Source organism: Mesobacillus sp. ABV4_180 (assembly GCF_056158485.1).
Genome location: NZ_JBSWTJ010000001.1, coordinates 2,634,279 through 2,652,207 on the forward strand (window position 1 = coordinate 2,634,279; position 17,929 = coordinate 2,652,207).

A 17,929-nucleotide genomic window follows, 5' to 3' on the forward strand; every position below is an offset into this window, starting at 1 on the left:
CTACCACCTTCCTTACTCCAAGATTAAGAATGTATTTTGTGATTCTTTAAATCATTAGCAGAAATACGGTTTCTTAACTCTTCTACAGACAAATAGACACCGTTTTCTTTCCGATGAAGCATCGCATGGCAATTAGGACAAACTGGGATTAAATCTTTTACCGGATCCACTACATAGTCACGCTGTATCTCATGAAGCGGAACAATGTGATGGATATGTATAAAATCTCTTCCAACTTCCCCATATATGTCTTCGAAGTTCATATTGCAAATTTGACATTGGACACCGAAATGATTCATGCAGAGCTTACGGGCAATTGGATTTCTCTCATAAATATTAACTGTGACGGTTCTACTCTTTCCTTCTATTAACGATTCCGGAACTTCATTTGGAAAGTATCCTTCCGTCAAGTCGTGTTTAAAGAAGGACATTATATAATCTAGGAGTTCTCCATTGAGTTTCATTGCACCTTGTATATTCCCTTTCAGACCATTATCACGTAATCTAGTAAGAGATAATTCAGGAGTATCTACTGTATCTAATAGTCGAATACGTGCACGATCGTATTCTAGTGATTGCTTAAATTTTTCTTCATCTTTCCAAAAAGAATTATCATATATAATATCATGATCTGTAACTAACCCTTCGATAACTTCCACCTTATAACGGACTTTCTTAATATTACCTGAGATATAGATAAAAATAATATCGCCATTTTCATAGTTATAGGAGCGTTTCCAGTCAATGGTATCATAATAACCAAATGCTCCATCAACATCATAATCATTTGGATTAGCTGGTATTAACCAAATGCGACGAGCATTTTTATGACCAGTTTCCTCAAGTTCTTTACGTCGTTTAACTGCAATTTTTTCAGGTGCAACAAAGCGATATTCATCTTCCTCAATATAAAAAGGAATATTATAAACATACCCTCTTTCTATATGATCATAAAATTTATATTTGGAAGTTTTAAAGTGCTCTGCCAAATATCTTGCCGCTTCTTGAATACTCTCCGCTTCGAATTGAAGCTTATCATTCTTTAAAATAGTAATTGAACTAGCCATAGTATTCTCTCCCTAGTAGATTATCAACCTTCTTTTATTTTACATTTAATTTAATTAAAAAAACCAATTATTCTCAAACAAAAAAGCAACAGAATATACTAACTGCCGCTTTCCATTTTCATATCTAAAAATATAAAATTATGGAAACAATTTCAGAATCCCAAAAAATGCATGACTGTTCTAGCTAATAAAAAACATGCAATATTGCACAATGGTAATGGAACCTGCGCCAGACATAAAAAATCGACTGAAACCGTTCCAACCAACTACTTGACCCTTCTCACTTGGAGAGATTACATTATTCTCTTTTTATAGCTTTTGAAAATTAATCCTTCTTCAACTTTCCTACTACTTATGTTAAGAAGGTAATCTACAAAAAATGTTAATCCGTCCTGGTTTAAAGCATATGTTCGTTCAAGAACCATTAAAGCAGCCTAGCATGGTCACAGTTAATAATGTACTATTCAAGTTGAGGCAGAGATGATTTGCTATATCTTACGTTTCCTGTTATGATGAATAAGAATTATTTTTGTTCGGTGTAAAGGATAGTATAAGTATCAACTTTTCGTCTTGATGATCACTTTGGGCAAGGATAGTAATACGTTGTGCGATAACGCACTAGGAGGCAACAAAAATGGAACAAGGTACAGTTAAATGGTTTAATGCAGAAAAAGGCTTCGGATTCATCGAGCGCGAAGGTGGAGACGACGTATTCGTACACTTCTCAGCTATCCAAAGTGAAGGTTTCAAATCTTTAGACGAAGGTCAAAAAGTTACATTTGACGTTGAGCAAGGTGCTCGTGGAGCTCAAGCTGCTAACGTTCAAAAAGCTTAATCTTAAATCATTCATACGAACAGGCTCTATATATAGAGCCTGTTTTTTATATTGCTTAAAATAAAATAATTCTCAATAAAAAACCCTGATCAAAATTTGAGCAGGGAGATGGAACCGGTAATGTAAAAAGGTTTAAAGATAAAAAGGTTTGTTTCCAGTATAACATACTGAATTGACAATAGGCGTATTTTATCAAATTATTTTTTACTTCAGGAAGAGACACAGGGACGATTCTTTTATTTCATTCGGGAATCATTGCAATTATTGAAATTTTTAAACTCAACTAGAAAAACCTGCAAATTCTTAACTGTCGCATAACTTTCAATATTATTTTTCCAAGAAAGCAAATGATGATTTCCCTGCCAACACGCAAAATTCAGTGAGATGCTTGGTTGTATTGTGATAGAGGTCTCAGTCCACACATCCCTGCCCTACTCCCACTTAAAAACATAACTTGCCACAATAAACCCGCCGATTAACCAAGAACCCAGGATTAGTGTTTCTGTACCTAATTGGAGGAATGGTGTACCGAGATTCATTGTCTCCCTCAATGCGGAACTCAAATGGGCGATTGGCAGGATTTTCACGATTGGCTGGATGAGATCTGGCATATTGTTAATCGGGAAGAACACTCCTCCAAGGAACAGCATCGGGAATGTGATGAATCCGGCAATCGGGCCTGCGCTTTCTGGGTTTTTCGCGATTCCGGCAATAATGAAACCGAGTGCCATGAAAGCTAGTGTGCCAAGGATGATGAAGAAGATTAAGGCAAGCCAGGAACCAGCGACATGAATGCTAAAGACGAAATGAGCGATGAGGACGACGAGCAGTGCCTGGGTTCCATTAAGCAGCAGGCGGGCGGTGATTTGTGCCGCGATGAAGGTGGAGGCTTTTAGTCTCGTTCCTTGCATTCTTCGCAAAATTCCTCTTTCACGCCAGGCAGAAATTTGGCCGGCGACTCCGTTCATGTTGTTGCTCATGATCATCATGGCGACGATTCCTGGAACGAGGAAGTCAACATAGCGGATGGTGAGTGCTTTTATTCCCACTTTTTCAATGGTTACGACCGGCTCGTAGTCTGCAAGCTCCTTGCTGTACTGATCAATGATTCCGTTCACAACAGTGAGGCCGAGCTCTGACGTCGTGAGATTTTTTTCATTATAATAGACTGGAAGTTTAGAGGGTTCTTTCTGCTCCTCCAGTTTTGCTTCATATCCTTTTGGAATCTCCATGAACAGCTGGATGTCTCCATTTTTCAGGGCTTCTTTCCCGCCTTTAATACTTTTGAATTTTTTAGCCTCAAGGCCCTCATTTTTGTAAAAGCGTTCTGTTAAGTTTTTTGAAGCAGCTGTTTGATCGAGGTCGATCAGCCCTACTGATAAAGATAGATTGCTGTCATTTCCTGCAAAAGTTCCAAGTGCAAGCATAAGAATGATCGGAAAAAGCAAGGTAAAAAACAAAACCTGTTTATTTCGTGCAAAAATCCTTAATTGTGCCAGTGTTAATTGCCAATAAGCTCTCATGATTCCCTGATGCTCCTTCCAGTCATATGGATGAATACATCCTCCAATGTCGCTGATCGAGTCTGCAAATCCTCAATTTTGAACTGATGTTCTGCTGATGCATGAATCAAGGAGGTCAGGGTGACTTGAACATCATCCGTATATAACTGGACAAAGTTGTCTTTGATCGACACTTCCTCTACTCCCTCCATTTTCAGAAACCAGCCTCGCTCTGGCGGATTGCTCAGATGGAATTCCACTGAACTTGTAGACTGCAGTTTTTTCACTAGATTCATTGGCGTATCAAGGGCAATCAGTTCTCCTTGATCCATGATTCCGATTCGGTCACAGAGCACATGGGCTTCGTCCATATAATGTGTCGAGAGAATGATGGTTTTTCCCCGCTCTTTCAATCGGAGGACGATGTCCCAAAGAGTCCTTCTTGCCTGTGGATCAAGCCCGGTCGTTGGTTCGTCGAGGAATACAATGTCCGGGTCGTGGATCAGCGCAAGTGCAATAGCAAGTCGCTGCTTTTGCCCCCCTGATAGTCCTTTAATTCTGTCAGTCCGCTTCTCTGTCAGCAGCATATCACCGATTAGATCATCGATATCCACGTGACTCGGATAAAAGCTTCCGTACAAATGCAAAATTTCTTCTACTTTTAACAATTCGAACAACGAGGTGGACTGAAGCTGTACCCCGATTACCTCTTTAACTTTGTTCACTTCTTTAATTACATCGAAGCCCGATAGTGTTGCCGTTCCTTCATCTGGCTTTCTCAGGCCGACTAACATTTCAATGGTGGTCGTCTTGCCAGCACCATTCGGACCAAGCAGACCGAAGATTTCTCCTTTTTTCACCTGAAAAGAAACTCCTTTAACAGCAGTAAAGCTGCCGTATCGTTTTTTCAAACCTTTTACATCTACTATACTTTCATTATTCATGACAAGCCTCCATTGAATGGCAGTTGTGATTAGTTTGATTTCATTTTTCCCAGCAACTCCATGTGGAATCAGCGTAATGGTTTTCCAAGGTATCCATTAAGTTAATAATATTCCATAAAAAAATCTGTAATCCTTCAAGAACTCTTCTCGATAGAAAGGCCCCATACTATTCCGAAAAGAGTCTATCCCAGGGCTAGTTTTACAGCAATGAATAGAAATGATATAAATGTACCAGCTATAAAGAAATAGCTACAAGAATGGTCTAATATCTCAAAGGTGTCCCTTGCTATGCCGGGAGGACAGCTGTGAACGAGTGTTGAGGATGTGCAGAGCAGGACCATGTTCGCTCTGAATAAGTTCGAACTTACATTATGATCAGAAACATCAGTATAGATGCTCTTTTCGATTAGTGTCTTCTATTATCTTAAATTTCGGGAAGGTTTACGCTAGAAGTTCGTTTAACATTTTACATAATGCTTCATTTGCTTAATTTTTGTGTTCATGCAAAAAGACGGCAGTGATTAAATTGCCGTCTCTGATTGATCATATCCAAATGATTAATGGGAAAGTTCCTTAACCATAACACGTCCCTGTGTTTCATAAAAATTTAATCAGTATCCCATCAAGCTATGCATTATAAATGGTCTTTTTATGTAACAAGGACAATACATGCTTTCTCAGTGATTTCTTCAGCTCAAATTTAATAGCAAAGATTTTATAAATCCTGGCAAGTCCCGGTATTTTTACTTTTAATCCTGTGTCCAGCTAACCATATACTCTGTCACACTATCCGGGAGCTCTAGTCCGGGGTCTTCAACTTTCCATCGGCCTTTGATTTCAAGTTCATCGCAAGCTAACTCAAACTGAGCCATCGCAATGCCAATATCCAGTATTTGCATATCATATCCAAGCCTTGTACTGTAATTCGGGGTATGTTCTATATAAAAATGGCACTTTTCCCGATCTTCCGACAATACTAGTCTCCATGGCTGTTTGTTTGATGCTGAAGGACCCAGCCTCACCATTTCGATGGGAATCTCAAATTGTCCGGCATTTGCTTTCTCAAGCGGATCTGCAAAACTTCTGTCGAAAAACAACTGATCCCACGTTTTTTTGTTATCAGCTTTCACTACATACCGAAGCGCTTTATCAAATACTCTTTGTTTTTGTAGAGGATAGCCCGATGGCGTGATACATGGAATAAACTCTCCTTCTGCAAGCTGAATTTCTCTTTCAAAGGAATTCCTGCTGAAGGTGCCTCCCATCCAGCATGTTCCCAGTCCAAGCTCTGTCAAATAAATCACCAGCTTATGAAATGTAAAAGCGAATTCCAGCAAGGAGTATTTCTTATTTTCACACAGACCGACCAGGTAGACCTGCGGATTTTTAATAAATCCATAAGTTCCAAGCTTGATTCCTTTTTCTGATACATTGTTGGTAATCTGAATAAGCTCAATTCGGCCTTTATTGCCAAAAGGTCCTATTAAATTATCATCAGATGCTATGTATTCTTTGATCCTTTCGTAATCAGTTTCAGAAAGCTTTTTTGTATCATATGTTCTGATAGATTGACGATATTTCATCGTTTCAATAGCAGATTTATTAATACTCATTATGCACCTCTTTAAGGGGAGCAAAGGGACGTACCTAATGCTTCCAAACAGAATAACAGCAGTACTTCCATGCCATGTTCCAATGTTGGAAATCATCCTCTTTTTACATAACTAAACAAAATGTAAGGGATACGTCCCCTTGCTTCTCCCCATCTTCCTTTCAATCCACAAGCATTTTACTTCGGCACTAAACTCTTCAAAACGAGATTCAAATTTTGTGGACGTTCTGCTAGTCTTCTCATAAAATATCCATACCAGTCATGCCCAAATGGTACATAGGTACAGAAGGAATATCCTTCTTCTACTTGTTCTAGCTGCATATCTGTTCGGAAACCATATAGCATTTGGAATTCAAACTTATCTCTCGGAATATCATTCTCCATCACAAATTTTTTTACTTCATTTATAATATTATGATCATGTGTCGCGATTGATGTGAAGCCTGGATGTTCCAGTCGTTTTTTGATCAGTTTAGTTGGCATCAATCTCTTCCTTTTTTTGCAGAGAGACTTGGTCATTTTCCTTATAAGCACCTTTTACGAGTCTTAAGCGCGTATGCTTCAGTCTTTCAAGATCGTTTTCTGAACGGTAAAGGTATGCCTGGATAACCGTTCCGATGTTGTCGTATTCGTAACGCAACTCTTCTAATATATCAAAGGTCATTTGGAGATGACTGTAATCTTCCATATCTATATTTACAAATATTCCGTATTCTTTTGCTGCTTTCATTATATCCTGCATATTTTTCAGGCAAAATTCTTGATCAACATCTAATCCCAGTTGTGTTAATTTAATTGATAGATGTGCGTCTACATCTGATTGTTTAATGGCTTGCAAAGTTTTTAGGACATTCTCTTTGGCTTCTATTGCTTCATGCTCAGAAGAAACAAATTCACCAAGATGGTCTACTGTTGCACTAATACCATGAGAGTTTAGATTCTTCACCGATTGAATCATTCCATCTGTGTCCGTTCCTGCAACAACCTTTCCGCCCCGAGTTTGAATCCCCATTTTTTTGCACTAGCATTTAATAACTGATTTTTTGACAACGCTATGAAAAAATCTCTCGCTATAGCTACTGCACATTATCCTTTCTGTTTTTTTATTGGGAAGCTTTCTTATAAGTTAGATACCCTTTTCTCTTTTACAATAACTTACTAATGGTTGCTATATATTCTAGTTACACCAGTGGGTTTTCTTCAGTAAGAATTACTACTGCAAAAAAAGACAAGCCTTTTTATACAACATGAGGCTTGCCTTTTCTATCTACTGCTATTATAGGTAGTATCGTTTATATCTTATTGATCAAAGAATACCAGGAAACCTGGAAGCTGGTTAAAGACTCCGGTTTCGTCTAGTTCTCACCATAGTCGTGATGGCATATAACTATGTATTTAGTATAAAGTTCGACGTTAAGCATACCAACTTCTACACTAGAGTTTTACATTTTAACCTAGAGGAAAAGTATTTGGTTATTTTGGTTCTACATCCTTAAATGCTTCTTTAAAAGCATCTTCTTCTATCTCAATTTCTTTATTCAATTTATTTAATATCTCCTGTACCGGTTTTGCCTCTTTTTCCATTAGCGTTTGTTTAATTTGATCTTTCACCTGACTTAATGGCGTCTCCTTTTTATCCATTACTTTAATGATGTGATAACCAAATACTGTTTTGATCGACTCACTCACTTCACCTTTTTTCAATTTCAGAGCCGCTGCAAGAAATGTAGGATCCATTTCCTTGCTTCGCCCGGAAAGATAACCCAAATCCCCGCCTTCTTCTGCAGACACTTGATCAGTTGATTGTTTCTTGGCCAATTCTGCAAAATCGGCTCCATTCTTTAGTTCCTTCTCTATTCCTTTAGCAGTTGACTCATCATCCACGAGAATATGGCTGGTTCTAACCTCCGTGTATTGATCTTTATGCTGTTCATAGTAATCCTTTATTTGTTTATCTGAGACTTCCACCCCTTCTGTTGTTGCTTTAAAGAAATAAAGGGATTGTTCGATATAGTCCTTTAACTCTTCTTCGTTATTAAAGCCCTGTTTTTGTAGGAACATTGTATATGCTTCTTCACCACCGACCTGTTTCTTTATTTCGTCCAGCCGCTGGTTCACTTCAGTATCAGATACCTTATATTTGCCTTTTAATATTTGCATATAAACCAACTTCTGAATCAATTCTTTTCCCCGCTCGGAATTTGCCACTTCGTTAAATAGATCATCTTTTGAGATATTTCCGTATTCCGTTTTAACAAGTAACTCGGGTTCTTCTCCAGAAGTTAGAGTCGAACAGGCACCAAGTAAAAGCAACAATGAAAAAACGGCAGCAATTTTGTTTATACTCTTCAATTATCTTCACTCCTATTTTTGACAACTTCCTAAAATCATTGCTCCTTGCACCCTACCTTATAGTTAATGCCTGATTATGAACCAGCTTTAAAGAGGCGGGACAGTCTGATAACTGTCCCAGCCTTTTATTTTCCCCATATTCTAATTCCATCCCAGGCATTGGAAAGTATAGTGATCTATGGACCTAGCCTATTCCCAAAGTTCAATCATTGAATCAGCATATGCTTTCAAACTGGTATATGCTTTGTCAGAAATCTGATCAGCTTCTTTTTTGAGTTCTAGGAATCTTTTAAAATCATTGATGTGTTTGATAACCTTATCAGCAGAACCTTTCTTTTCAAATTGCTCTACAGTTTTCATATGTGCCTTCAATGCTTGCGCTGTACCTACTTTTATAGATCCATCATTTGCAAAGCTATCAATAACAGAACTTATACCTGCTGAACTTAGGCTGCCAGGTAAGAAATTGTAATCTGTAAAGCTTTGATTAGCGTCTGTCTCTGAAGTGGCCGTAAAGGTAAGTTTGGTAGGCGCTGTCTTTCCTTTCGGGATTTTCACATAAACTGGAACAGCGATAGTTCCACCTGGTTCCACCGCAATTACGTTGTGTTCAAGTTGAACTTTCCAATCATCACCTGCAGAAGCATTGACACGAATAAGGTCTTTTGCTTCACCGGTATTAGTGACATTAAATTGGTAGACTGCCACCTTATCCTGTACAGCGGGCTCTACAGTGGTTGCGCTAACATTTACTCCTCGCTCGAATGCACCTGCGCCTTCCGTGTTTCGGACGGCAACCTGATAGCGGAGCACCCCATCATTGTCTTTTTGTTTCCCTAAAATGTAGAAATGAAGTTTATTATAAGGATCGATGTACTCACTGACAACCGTGTCTTTGTCAATAGAACCATCAAATTGTCCGGCAACCAAACTTGTCCCATTACCAGCTTTGAATAAAGCATCCAGGGTTTGCCGTGGATCACCTTTGGCAACCATCGCTGTGGTGCCGTCAGGTCTAGTAAAGTCCTTCAGATTGATATCTTCAGGATGTGAATCAACTACCCAGATATTCGGGGCAGTCTCTGCATTTCTTGTCTTGGCAATCAAGACGCCAGAATCAGCTGCGAAGGAATCCGAACCAACGCGGTCAACCACTTCAAGGGTGTAGTTATTGTACAATCTGTTGGAATGAATATCGTTCCGCCAGTCACCGGCCAGGTAATCTGTTGGAGTAGAATCGTCCATGCTGATATTGATACCATGGACCCCAGTCCGGCCGAATTGACTGCCAATTGGTGCTTGACGTGCGGTAATATCCGCAAACACCGGTCCTGATTCCTTTAATTCATCACGGTTTAGCTTCAAGACTTCATCATCTGATACAAATCCCTGTTTCATCTTATTCCGAAGCATATGTGGTGCCGGTATAGAAGCACCAAGGGTTGATGGAATCATCCAGCGAGTGTGCGTTCCGCCAGGTCCATTGAATGAGCCACGGCTCATCGTCTCCCAATAACCCGAATAGGTTCTAGGGTCAAGACTTGCATTATTGTAATTATCCCCAAGACCGCGGAGATGGCCAAATTCGTGAGCGAATGTACCCATGCCATCGCTTTCGCCTTGGATAGAGACACGAATCCTTTTGCCATTTATGTCTGCACTAGATGCCGCCGACCAGATCGTTTTGCCTGCATACCAGGAAGTCCAGGGAACATAACGAGTTTTTGCCCAGTTCGGCATGTTTTCAAATCCAGGTAAATCCGGCGGACCAAATTCATCAGAAACCGAGTCTTGATTAAGAAACATCATTTCGCCGAATTCTTGCCATACAGTTGATTCGTCATAACCAGCATGTACGATGAATGCAAAGTCATATTCTTTTCCAGCTGCAGCAATGTCTGCTGCTGCTGCATTTACCCCATCCTGAAAAAGGTTACCACCACTATATTGAGGTGGAAGTGAACCAGGATTCATATAGTTCAGTCCATACTGAAATTCGTTTTTATCTAAGCGGTAGGGACCATAAGAATCAAGGGATACGCCCCATTTTCCTTGGGAGTTCTCTTTCCAAAAGCTATCAATCGTCTGATAGTTGTTGAGTTTGCTAGGGACATTCAGAAAATCCTCCCACCATTCCCCAAGTTCTTCACGAGGAACAGCATCCACTTGTGGATTGCCGGCAATCTCTGAACCCTTTGGTTGAGTCAAGATAAATTCCTGATCTGGAAAGTCGACTAGAATCAAGGCACCTTTAAGTTCTGTTTCGGGTTGAATATTCGTTGAATTCCAGTCCATACCTGGTATCGGATTATAATCATTCCAGGTCATATCATCTGGATTCACCCATGACTGGGAATCCACTGGGTCAGGCATTTTTTCCAGACCTGGTTCCGCAGCAAAAGTGGCTGTTGAAGAAAACGCTATCATTATTGTGGTAGTGGCGGCTGCAATTTTACCTCTAAACTTCAAATGTATTCTCCTCCCATTTAGTAAAAGTCCCTACCTTTTTATGTAGGTTTTAATTTTTAATTACCTTGAAGATTTCGTTATGTCGACATTTTCCTTATTGTTAAAAGCCCTTTTATCGCCTCCATTCACAGCTTGATGCCGTACCTGGGTTTATCACCTCCTTCAAATTCATTAACCGCGATTAAATCTGATAAGTCTTACAAAATATGACTCTGTTTGGATTTTAAAAATAAAAGAATCTTAAATCGGAAGTTTGCAAGGTGGGGAATTCTATTGATGATTCCATAAAGGATTTAATAGATTCCATGAAATTTTGTTGACATTTCTCCTGCAATATTTGCGAATATTCCGAAATTAGTTTGCGTGTTTTACATATCTTCACAGCAAATGTATCCCTAAAACTGCGTTTTAATCTATTACGTATTCCGAAATATTAATACTTTCTATTTCTGCATAAAAATTCGCATTCCTTCAAGATTATTCCATAGAAAGAAAAACGAATCAAAAGACCCAATATTATCCTGTGGGTTATAACTTGGGAGTAGCCTAAAAGAAACAGTAAATCTAGGGTCATAATAAAATAAGCCTTATCCCTCAAGGATAAGGCTAGTGATTATGACAATGTTTCAATAGCTTTTAAGTGGACTACTGAATATGCGTTCCATATACAGTAAATCATCTTTCCTAACTATATGCGTATTGAAGATCACGAATAGGAGAAATAGGGACGGTTCATATGTATCATTGAGAATTAAAAAGCCTTTTACTCTTTTAAATCATTTAGGGAGCCGAAGTACTTTGCTGGAGTAAAGGGGCAGTTTTCAAGTAAGATACTAAGGAACAGTTTCTTGTTTTAAAGATTTTCAGAAAGGTGAGAACGACTTGAATAAACTTTCAGGAACAAAACGATTACAACTTGCATTACTTTTAGGATCACTCGGACTCCTTGGACCATTCACGATTGATATGTATTTACCATCGTTTCCTACGATTGTTAAAGACTATGGAACCACTGCATCCTTGGTTCAAATCAGTTTAACAACATGTCTGTTAGGACTAGGATTGGGACAATTAATTATCGGTCCAATGAGTGATGTACAAGGTCGACGAAAGCCCTTGCTTATATTTCTCACCTTATATTTAATAGCTTCTGTTACATGTGCCCTTGCCCCCTCTATTTATCTTTTTATTGCAGCTCGATTCCTGCAAGGATTTGCAGCAGCGGGTGGTCTCGTAATTTCCCGAGCGATTGTCCGGGACATTTATAATGGCAGGGAATTGACCAAGTTTTTTTCTTTATTAATGTTAGTTGGCAACCTTGGTCCTATTGTGGCACCGATTGTGGGTGGTGGAGTCCTTGCTGTTACGGATTGGAATGGAGTGTTTTTTGTTCTAGCACTTGTCGGCTTGGTATTGGTTCTTACGGTTTCCGTCAAACTTGAAGAATCATTACCGATGGAAAAGCGGGTTCCAAGCAACCTAACTCAAGTGTTAAAGAATTTTGGATCTTTATTCAAAGACCGAGAATTCCTTGGCTATGCACTTACACAAGGATTTATTATAGCAGGTATCTTTGCATACGTGTCCGGCATCCCTTTTGTGTATCAGAATATTTATGGGGTATCTCCTCAAGTATTTAGTTTACTTTTTGGAGTAAATGGCCTGGCTTTGATAATCGGAACCCAGTTGGTTGGCCGTTTAGCAGATATTATTCCGGAAAAAACGTTCTTGAAATTCGGCTTATTTCTTTCCACGATCGCCGGCACTTTTTTACTGGTAGCTCTTCTGTTAAAAGCACCACTTCTAGCAGTTGCAATACCGATTTTCTTTTTAGTGTGTTCCATTGGGATTATTTCAACCACTTCCTTCGCATTAGCAATTGAGACTCAGGGACATATTGCCGGAAGTGCCTCAGCACTATTAGGTTTACTGCCATTTGTTCTTGGTTCACTTACGTCACCATTAGTAGGGATTGCAGGAGAATATTCAGCGATACCAATGGGTGTGGTGATTCTATCAGCAAGCTTACTCGCTCTCCTTTCCTATTTTGCGCTAGTTCGGAGAGCAACACTACAAGTACAGACAGAAAAATAGTACTCTTGCAAAACTGTTTTCCTTTAGGCTTTCGAAAAAAAGATTAAACACCTCTATTTCGTATAGGTTTTACCATACGAAATCAGAGGTGTTTTTATAATCATTTTGTCGCATTCACCTTAAAGAACAACTTACTATAACTGCAGCTTCTGTATGCATTAAATCAAGGCAGCAAGCTCAACACCGCAAAAAAGTGCATAATGGAAGCAGCAATAACAAACAGATGCCAGATTGCATGGTGGTAATGGAACCCGCGCCAGACGTAAAAGATTGCTCCTACTGTATACAGGACTCCTCCGGTCACCAGAAACAGCAATCCCTTTGAGGAAACATTTTGTGTCAGTGGTCCCCACGCAAAGACGATCAGCCAGCCCATTAGGACATATAACCCTGTGGATGTATGCAGGAAGCGTTTGACGAACAAGGATTTAAATACTGTTCCTGCGATGGATAGGCCCCAGACGATACCGAACAGTGTCCATCCTAATGCTCCTTTTACCGCAATGAATAGGAATGGTGTGTAGGTGCCGGCAATGAAGAAATAGATGGATGAGTGATCCATGATTTCAAAGACGTCCTTTGCTTTGCCGGGTGGAAAACTGTGGACGAGGGTTGAGGAGGTGTATAACAGAACCATGGTAGTACCGAATAAGGTGAAACTCACGACATGCCACGCTGTTCCGTACAGTGAAGCAAATACGATCAGGATGACGAGGGCTGCGATACTTAATAAACCCCCGATTCCATGGATAATCGCATTTGCGATTTCTTCTCTTTTCGTAAATATATGTACATCCGCCATACTGTTGACTCCTTTGCTCTATATGACAAACGGAGTTCCTGATCCGTTTCTTCTATTATATTAGAACATTAGTATATCACTTATGACTTTAATATCTAAAAGGATTTGTAGCAAAGATAAAAGCATCATATGAAAAAGGAGCGGAAATATCCCGCTCCTTTCTTAATGTCTATTTTCGGTTGCCTTTTAGATTTACTCCAATGGCTGCGCCATTTCGGCTTGAATCGGCGACTCCCTTAAAAGTACCGTTTTCACGGTCAATCAGGATACTTTGGACGTTACCGATGGTCGTCGGGCTCAGACCAAATTTATGGCCCATGGCATTCAGTTCGCTTAGCGTTTCAGAGCTTATCCCGTCTTCATAGCGATAGGAATTAAGATTATTGGTGTATATTCTTGGCTCCTCAACTGCTTCCTTGAGCTCCATATCATACTCGATGGCATGGAGGATGGTTTGCAGCACTGAGGTAATGATGGTTGGACCTCCTGGCGAGCCAACAGTCAAGACTGGTTCGCCGTTTTCAAATACAATGGTCGGTGTCATGCTGCTCAACGGACGCTTGTTTGGCTGAACCTCATTGGCGCCGCCAGGCACTGCATCAAAGTCGGTCAATTCATTGTTCAGCATGAATCCATAACCAGGCACCATGATGCCCGTTCCAAACACTTGTTCAATGGTTGTTGTGTAGCTGACCACATTTCCCCATCTGTCAGCAACAGTAAAGTGGGTTGTTTCGCCATATTTCCTGTCATTTGGCTGGCTAGTCGCTGAATAATTGGCTTCGGTGTTCTCATATTTCCAAGGGTCACCGGCTGTTGGATTCTGATTGACCGAATCCAGACTGATCAATTCCTGTCGCTCATTGATGTAATCAGGATGCAGCAGTCCATTTACAGGAACATTGACAAATTCAGGATCCCCAGCGTATGCCGCACGGTCAGCATAGGCAAGATGCATCGCTTCGGCTAAAAGATGATATTTTTCTGTAGATTTGACATCATACTGGGAAAGATTGAAACCGTCCAGTATTTTCAGCATTTGCAGTAGGAAGACACCACCTGAGCTTGGCGGAGGCATGCTGGCAATTTCGTAACCTTGATAGTCTCCCCATACTGGCTCATCAATTGTTACATCATACTTTGCCAAATCCTCGGGAGTCATCGATCCACCGAAATCCTGGACAACATCTGCAACTGCTTCTGCAATCTCTCCTTTATACAGTGCATCAGCACCATTTGAACGGATCAGCTTGAAGGTTTTGGCCAGGTCGTCCTGAACTAGGACATCTCCCTCTTTTAGCGGCTTGCCATCAGGCACGAAAACCTCCCCGGCTGCTGATCTTGATAACATGTCCTGATTATCGGCAATCGCGTCTGCCAGGACAGAATCGATTGGGAATCCTTTGTCAGCGAGCTTAATGGCTGGACCGATCAGCTGCTGCAGTGGTCGTGTTCCCCACATTTCCAGCGCTGTTTCAAGACCTTTCAATGTGCCGGGCACTCCTACTGCAGTTCCCCCTGTTGACCGTTCTGAAAAAGGAATAGGCTTCCCGTTTTCATCCAGGAACATGTCTGGAGTCGCACCCTCAGGAGCACGCTCACGGCTGTTCACAATGGTGGTTTCCTTTGTTTTTCCGTCATAAACCATCATGAAACCGCCGCCGCCGATTCCTGACATCATCGGCTCTACTACGTTCAGTGCTAACTGGATGGCAACGGAAGCATCAATCGCGTTCCCGCCCTTGCGAAGGACCTCGGCACCGATCTCGGATGCCAGCGGGTGGGCAGTCGCTACCATTCCATCCTCGCCCACATCGACCTGGCTGTACTGATCATAGCTGAATTGCGGTTTTTTAGCTTGTCCTGCTGCAGGCATTGTGCCGGCCAGCAACAGAATACTAAGCATAGCAAATAGCCCGGTTCGTAAGAAGTTTTTCAAATGAATCCCTCCTGTTCAAATTTGATTTCAATATTATGGTAGGGGAAAAAGAAGCGTAATAGCAAATATTTAACAGAATTATCTTAATTTTGAATCTTTTATACTATCTGTTTTTGCCAAAGGGGTAAAGAAGGCTCGGAAATGGCTAGGATAAAAGAATGATAATACCTGAAAGATCTTACTCCTCATATGAAAACAGGAATGTATTCTAGCATTAATTAGCGGCATTAAAAATCCATTAAGTAAATAAATCTCTCCTTGGCCCAACAAATAAAAATAAGCAGAGAGTGCTACCCCCCTGCTTTCATAGATTAATCATTCTCATTGTCCTACTTTCTTCTCCCTCTCCAGACACCTATTTGAAAAATAACCGCTGAATATAAAATGAAAATCGAAAGAGCTATGATGCTCTTCTGATGATTTATCCAAATATCAAGAATCGTTTTTTGAAGGTTGCCTCTAAGATGGAGATAGTAGATGTACACCATTAATAAGGAAAGAGAAAGAACGAATACAAAGCGGATGATCCGTAAAAAAGTGATTTCTCCAAAAAGGGATTTGCGATATCTTCTTCCCTTGTTGGAAAGCCCTGTCTCAGCCATCAACCACACCCCTTTTCTCCCGATTCACAATGTCATATACTTTAATATTCTTCCCTTTGGGTCAATTTCCTTTGATTTCTTTAATAAATTACAAGTTTGAACCGGCTTATTTTTCGTATTATAATGAAGAAAATCTTATAAGGGAGCATGGATCATGGGCAAACATAAGATCTATTCAATGAGTGTCGCAAGTGTCTATCCACATTATGTGACGAAGGCGGAGAAAAAAGGACGTACGAAAACAGAAGTCGATGAAATCATCACTTGGCTGACAGGGTATAGCCAGGAAGAGCTGGAAGCACTTTTGGAAAAACGGACAGACTTTGAGACCTTCTTTGCGGAAGCTCCCCAACTGAATCCTTCGAGGGCTTTGATCAAAGGTGTGATCTGCGGTGTCAGAATCGAAGACATCGAAGAACCAACGATGAGGGAAATTCGCTACCTGGACAAGCTGATCGATGAGTTAGCAAAGGGTAAAGCAATGGAGAAGATTTTGCGGAAATAATAAAGAATCAAGACACTGACTCCATTTATAAAGGGTTGGTGTTTTTTTGTTACGTCTACAAACTAACTCCCCCAATAATAGAGATTCATTCTGATATACAATCATTGTTCACCTGACAAAAAAAGAAGACGGCATTGCCCCTGCTTCTGGCTAAATCCTCAAATTCCCAATCCTTTTACATACACCAAGACATTTTCTTCTTAGTCCATCCAACCACTCACTTTTGAGTACTTCATCAGAGCACCAAAAGAAGAAAGCAGACACGATTGAACTGAAAAAGAAGAAACCATTATTCCGTAGACTGGTGAGCCAGTTCCCCTGTTCTACATCCTGCACGAGTGTTGGCACTGCAACAAATAAAGTCCCGAGGACAACATGAAGAAATCCTGCAGCTGCAAGTCTTTTTAGCCCAGCTGTTCTCCTGGTAAGAAAATCAGATAATATGGAGGATGGAATTCCATAGATTAATACAATTGGCAGGATGTACATGCCCAAAAAGAGCCCTACCCCGAATTCCTCAAGTACTGAAAACAGCATGACCATCAACACCGTTGCGCCAAAAGCAGAGATTAATTTTCTTAGAAACATTTCCATTCCCCCTCACCAGGATTTACCTTTTACAAAAAAACGGTCCGATCCACCCTCTTTCATGGGTGACGACATATGTCCATTTAAACATTTGGTCGACTACGTATAAATCAGCATACTCGCCATCAGCCAGCAGCAGGTCTTTTGCCTTCAAATCCGATGCATCCTCTACGAGCCATACGTCATCGGCATGCTGAAAGAAAATCAGGCAAGTATCTTTGTATTGTTTATCGAACGCCAGCGCTGCTTGTTCTTCCTTCTCGCATTTCCTTTTTTCATAACTGAACACATGCCAAAGGTAGCCGCTTGCTCCACTATAAGAATGCAGGTTAATTTTCCTTTTATCCAAAGGACTTAAATGGGAGGCAAATTCTTCTTCCCACTTCTTTCTTATATCGTATCCGAATTCGTCTGTAATGCTGACTTGTATTTTCTTGCTTTTTAGTTTTTGAAAAAAGTCCATTTAGTGCCTCCTCTTTGGATGACTTATTATTCATTCTACTTTCCGATGATAAATACCTTTAATTCGTTTCTTGCCAATCTGTAAAATGGTAAAGGAAAGTTGTGCTGAATGTTTATTTTCCTTTCAGGAAAAAAGGTTGTTTGAGCAAAAATAAA

At 40.3% G+C, this 17,929-nt stretch carries 15 protein-coding genes and 1 pseudogene; 3 read left to right on the forward strand and 13 right to left on the reverse strand.

All coding sequences use genetic code 11. The annotated features are described in order from the left end of the window. Positions 1-23: 23 nt before the first annotated feature. Positions 24-1,067, reverse strand: a complete 1,044-nt coding sequence (locus ACXAEA_RS13405) for an HNH endonuclease (protein ID WP_475096386.1) — start codon at positions 1,065-1,067, stop codon at positions 24-26. A 634-nt stretch (positions 1,068-1,701) separates the two neighbouring features. Here ACXAEA_RS13405 and cspC point away from each other — a divergent pair. Further along, on the forward strand, positions 1,702-1,902 hold the full coding sequence (gene cspC, locus ACXAEA_RS13410; protein WP_044394619.1) for a cold shock protein CspC: 201 nt from the start codon (positions 1,702-1,704) through the stop codon (positions 1,900-1,902). Between the two features lie 431 nt (positions 1,903-2,333). On the opposite strand, the gene ACXAEA_RS13415 is transcribed toward cspC, so the two are convergent. The 7 genes and pseudogenes from ACXAEA_RS13415 to ACXAEA_RS13445 form a co-directional block, all read right to left on the reverse strand. Continuing rightward, entirely contained in the window at positions 2,334-3,425 is a 1,092-nt protein-coding gene (locus ACXAEA_RS13415) for an ABC transporter permease (RefSeq protein ID WP_475096387.1), read from the reverse strand. Then, positions 3,422-4,348, reverse strand: a complete 927-nt coding sequence (locus ACXAEA_RS13420) for an ABC transporter ATP-binding protein (RefSeq protein ID WP_475096388.1) — start codon at positions 4,346-4,348, stop codon at positions 3,422-3,424. The genes ACXAEA_RS13415 and ACXAEA_RS13420 overlap by 4 nt, the downstream gene beginning before the upstream one ends. Positions 4,349-4,530: 182 nt before the next feature. Then, on the reverse strand, positions 4,531-4,755 hold the full coding sequence (locus ACXAEA_RS13425; RefSeq protein ID WP_475098126.1) for a hemolysin III family protein: 225 nt from the start codon (positions 4,753-4,755) through the stop codon (positions 4,531-4,533). 342 nt (positions 4,756-5,097) lie between these two features. Further along, positions 5,098-5,961: a nitroreductase family protein gene (locus ACXAEA_RS13430; protein WP_475096389.1), complete on the reverse strand. Its 864-nt coding sequence runs from the start codon at positions 5,959-5,961 to the stop codon at positions 5,098-5,100. A gap of 176 nt (positions 5,962-6,137) precedes the next feature. Next, a pseudogene (locus tag ACXAEA_RS13435) lies at positions 6,138-7,034 on the reverse strand (proline dehydrogenase family protein). Positions 7,035-7,433: 399 nt separating this feature from the next. Beyond that, the gene (locus tag ACXAEA_RS13440; RefSeq protein ID WP_475096390.1) at positions 7,434-8,312 is read right to left on the reverse strand and encodes a peptidylprolyl isomerase; all 879 of its coding nucleotides are present in this window, start codon (positions 8,310-8,312) and stop codon (positions 7,434-7,436) included. 189 nt (positions 8,313-8,501) lie between these two features. Continuing rightward, on the reverse strand, positions 8,502-10,781 hold the full coding sequence (locus ACXAEA_RS13445) for a M6 family metalloprotease domain-containing protein (protein ID WP_475096391.1): 2,280 nt from the start codon (positions 10,779-10,781) through the stop codon (positions 8,502-8,504). An 882-nt stretch (positions 10,782-11,663) separates the two neighbouring features. On the opposite strand from ACXAEA_RS13445, the gene ACXAEA_RS13450 reads away from it, so the two are divergent. Beyond that, positions 11,664-12,875, forward strand: coding sequence for a Bcr/CflA family multidrug efflux MFS transporter (locus ACXAEA_RS13450; protein WP_475096392.1), 1,212 nt, complete (start codon positions 11,664-11,666; stop codon positions 12,873-12,875). A gap of 163 nt (positions 12,876-13,038) precedes the next feature. On the opposite strand, the gene trhA is transcribed toward ACXAEA_RS13450, so the two are convergent. The 3 genes from trhA to ACXAEA_RS13465 form a co-directional block, all read right to left on the reverse strand. Then, a complete protein-coding gene (gene trhA, locus ACXAEA_RS13455; RefSeq protein ID WP_475096393.1) occupies positions 13,039-13,677 on the reverse strand; it encodes a PAQR family membrane homeostasis protein TrhA in 639 nt (212 codons plus the stop codon). Positions 13,678-13,846: 169 nt separating this feature from the next. Continuing rightward, positions 13,847-15,583 carry a gamma-glutamyltransferase gene (gene ggt / locus ACXAEA_RS13460; protein ID WP_475098127.1) on the reverse strand — a complete coding sequence of 579 codons (1,737 nt, stop codon included), beginning with the start codon at positions 15,581-15,583 and terminating at the stop codon, positions 13,847-13,849. A 362-nt stretch (positions 15,584-15,945) separates the two neighbouring features. Next, the gene (locus ACXAEA_RS13465; protein ID WP_475096394.1) at positions 15,946-16,218 is read right to left on the reverse strand and encodes a hypothetical protein; all 273 of its coding nucleotides are present in this window, start codon (positions 16,216-16,218) and stop codon (positions 15,946-15,948) included. A gap of 154 nt (positions 16,219-16,372) precedes the next feature. On the opposite strand from ACXAEA_RS13465, the gene ACXAEA_RS13470 reads away from it, so the two are divergent. After that, positions 16,373-16,723, forward strand: coding sequence for a DUF2200 domain-containing protein (locus tag ACXAEA_RS13470; protein WP_475096395.1), 351 nt, complete (start codon positions 16,373-16,375; stop codon positions 16,721-16,723). Positions 16,724-16,873: 150 nt separating this feature from the next. On the opposite strand, the gene ACXAEA_RS13475 is transcribed toward ACXAEA_RS13470, so the two are convergent. Then, positions 16,874-17,311, reverse strand: coding sequence for a hypothetical protein (locus tag ACXAEA_RS13475; RefSeq protein ID WP_475096396.1), 438 nt, complete (start codon positions 17,309-17,311; stop codon positions 16,874-16,876). A gap of 22 nt (positions 17,312-17,333) precedes the next feature. Next, positions 17,334-17,774, reverse strand: a complete 441-nt coding sequence (locus ACXAEA_RS13480; protein WP_475096397.1) for a DUF4275 family protein — start codon at positions 17,772-17,774, stop codon at positions 17,334-17,336. Between the last annotated feature and the right edge of the window lie 155 nt (positions 17,775-17,929).